The sequence below is a fragment of the Kitasatospora griseola genome (assembly GCF_044999035.1).
In the GTDB taxonomy this organism is placed as follows: Bacteria; Actinomycetota; Actinomycetes; order Streptomycetales; family Streptomycetaceae; genus Kitasatospora; species Kitasatospora griseola.
The window spans coordinates 7,681,809-7,684,364 of the sequence record NZ_CP173360.1 but is presented as its reverse complement, the minus strand read 5'-3'; the positions used below and the strand labels follow the sequence as shown (position 1 = coordinate 7,684,364).

The 2,556-nt window shown below is 71.6% G+C and carries 3 protein-coding genes; all 3 read left to right on the top strand.

Annotated elements, in window-relative coordinates:
• Positions 1 to 14: 14 nt before the first annotated feature.
• Genes ACI1MP_RS34395 through ACI1MP_RS34385 form a run of 3 tightly spaced genes read left to right on the top strand, consistent with a single transcriptional unit; the run spans position 15 to position 2,514 of the window.
• Positions 15 to 1,001: an LnmK family bifunctional acyltransferase/decarboxylase gene (locus tag ACI1MP_RS34395; protein ID WP_404870410.1), complete on the top strand. Its 987-nt coding sequence runs from the start codon at positions 15 to 17 to the stop codon at positions 999 to 1,001.
• Positions 998 to 1,261 (top strand): acyl carrier protein, encoded by a 264-nt coding sequence (locus tag ACI1MP_RS34390; protein ID WP_100586606.1) that lies wholly within the window; start codon positions 998 to 1,000, stop codon positions 1,259 to 1,261. Before ACI1MP_RS34395 ends, ACI1MP_RS34390 begins: the two co-directional genes overlap by 4 nt.
• Positions 1,258 to 2,514 carry a hydroxymethylglutaryl-CoA synthase family protein gene (locus tag ACI1MP_RS34385; protein ID WP_404870409.1) on the top strand — a complete coding sequence of 419 codons (1,257 nt, stop codon included), beginning with the start codon at positions 1,258 to 1,260 and terminating at the stop codon, positions 2,512 to 2,514. The genes ACI1MP_RS34390 and ACI1MP_RS34385 overlap by 4 nt, the downstream gene beginning before the upstream one ends.
• Positions 2,515 to 2,556 lie beyond the last annotated feature (42 nt).

Genomic DNA, 2,556 nt, shown 5'->3' with positions numbered 1-2,556 from the left:
GGAGCACTGCACCGATGACGACACCGATCACCCGCCCCCGGCGGCCGGCCGAGGCGCTGCCGGAGGTCCGCCGGACCGTCACCGTGCGGCCGGGGATGTGCGGGCCGAGCTCCCTGTTCCCGGGCCTGCTCGGCGACTTCACCTGGGAGACGGTCAGCGAGCTGGGCGGCACGGACGTGTTCACCGCCAGCGACGGCGCCGGCAACCCCACCTATCTGGCGTTCTACTACTTCCGGGTGCGCGGCAGCCGTTCCTTCCACCCGCGCCTGCTCGGCTTCGGGGACCGGCTCGACGTGGTTTCCGGCTGCTACGACCAGGGCAGTGAATCCGTGCTCACCCTGCACCGGGTGAGCCGGAGCGGCGGCCGGGACGCCGAACGCCCGCTGGACCCGGCGGAGTTCCACCTCGCCCCGCGCGAGGACTGCCTGTACGTGGAGAACTTCAACCGCTGGGTGGCCCGCGGCACCCCGGGCAGCAACCAGGGCCTGGTGAAGTCCTCCCCGCCGGGTTTCCGGCACGAGGCACTGCCGTCGCTGCCCGAGCAGTTCTCCCCGCGGGCGGTCTACCAGGGCGCCCGCCGCGACCTGACGTTCCACGATCCGGCCGATCCGGCCTACCGGGCGGTGCCCGGGACGGTGACCGTGGAGCACCCGGTCGACGTCGTCCGCGACGTCAACGGGGTGGGACTGCTGTACTTCGCGTCCTACTTCGCGATGGTCGACGAGGCGCTGCTGGCGCTGTGGCGCGAGCGGGGCGGAACGGACGCCGGGTTCCTCGGCCGCGCGGCCGTGGACCAGCAGATCTGCTACCTGGGCAACGCGGACGTGGACACCGTGCTGACCCTGACCGCGTCGTCGCGGCGCCGGAGCGGCGACCCGGGCGACGAGCTCACCGACGTGGTGATCCGAGACCGGGACACCGGCCGGGTCATCGCCGTCAGCACCACCCGCACCCTGACCGCCGGCACCACCACCGGACCCTCTCGGAAGGAATCGCAGTGACTCTCGCCCCACATCCGCAGCGGGCCGCGACAGAACGGCTCGTCCGGGAGGTCGTGCGCAGCATCCTCCCCGGCGTCAGTGAGGAACTCATCGGCGGCAAGCGCCACTTGAAGGATCTGGGGGCCGACTCGGTGGACCGGGTGGAGATCATCGGGCTGCTGATCGAACGGACCGGCATCAGCACGCCGATGTCCGAGTTCAGCGACGTCCCCGACATCGAGGCCATGGTCGACCTGCTCTGTCGCGAGCAGCAGCGGTGACCGGGCCCGAGCGGAGCCGGCGGACCGGCTACGGGATCGAGGCTCTGAACGTGTGGTGCGGGCTCGCCGCCATCACGGTGCCCGAGCTGTTCCGGGGGCGGGGCCTCGACCCCTCCCGGATCGAGAACCTGATGATGACCCGGCGTTCGATCGGGCTGCCCTTCGAGGACCCGGTCACCAACGCGGTGAACGCGGCCCGGCCCGTCGTCGACGCCCTCAGCCCGCAGGAGCGCGCCCGGATCGAGATCCTGGTGACCTCCACCGAGTCCGGGGTGGACTACAGCAAGTCCGTCTCCTCCTACGTGCACAAGTACCTCGGCCTGAGCCGCAACTGCCGGATGATCGAGGTCAAGCAGGCCTGCTTCGGCGCGACGGCCGCCGTGCAGACCGCCGTCGGCTACCTGGCCTCCGGCGTCTCCCCGGGCGCCAAGGCCCTGGTCATCGCGACGGACGTGGCCGTTGTCGACGAGGCGGCCGAGTACTCGGAGCCGGCCGCCGGGCACGGGGCCGCCGCCGTCCTGCTGAGCGACGACCCCCGGGTCATGGCCATGGACCTCGGCGCCTTCGGCAACTACAGCTACGAGACGCTCGACTCGGCCCGGCCCTCGCCGCGGTTCGACATCGCCGACGTCGACCGCTCGCTGTTCGCCTACCTCGACTGCCTGAGCAACAGCTTCGCGGACTACGCCAGCCGGGTCGAAGGGGCCGACGTCTCCACCACCTTCGACCACCTGGTGATGCACACCCCGTTCGCCGGGCTGGTGAAGGCCGCCCACCGCAAGCTGATGCGGGAGTCCGGCCGCCCGGCCGCGGACCTCCAGGCGGACTTCGCCCGCCGGGTCACCCCCTCGCTGCGCTACCCCTCGACGGTCGGCAACCTCTGCTCCGGCTCCGTCTACCTGGCGCTCGCCAGCCTGCTGGACTCCGGGGCGGTCACCGGGGCCGGCCGGGTCGGGATCTTCTCGTACGGGTCGGGCTGCTCGTCCGAGTTCTTCAGCGGGACGGTGGACGAGCAGTCGGCCGCGACGGTCTCCGCCATGGGCATCGCCGCCCACCTGGAGAACCGCGCCGACCTGGCGTTCTCCGAGTACACGGAGCTGCTGGAGGAGAACCTGAAGTGCCTGGTGCCGGTGCAGAACCGGACGATCGACAGCGGGCGCTGGGAGGCCGTCGCCCGCCGCGCGGGCGGCCGCAAGGAGATGCTCGCCTTCACCGGGGTGAAGGACTACCACCGGCAGTACGAGTGGCGCTGAACGCGACCGGCGCCGAACGACAGGACGAGAACGGAGAGAGGG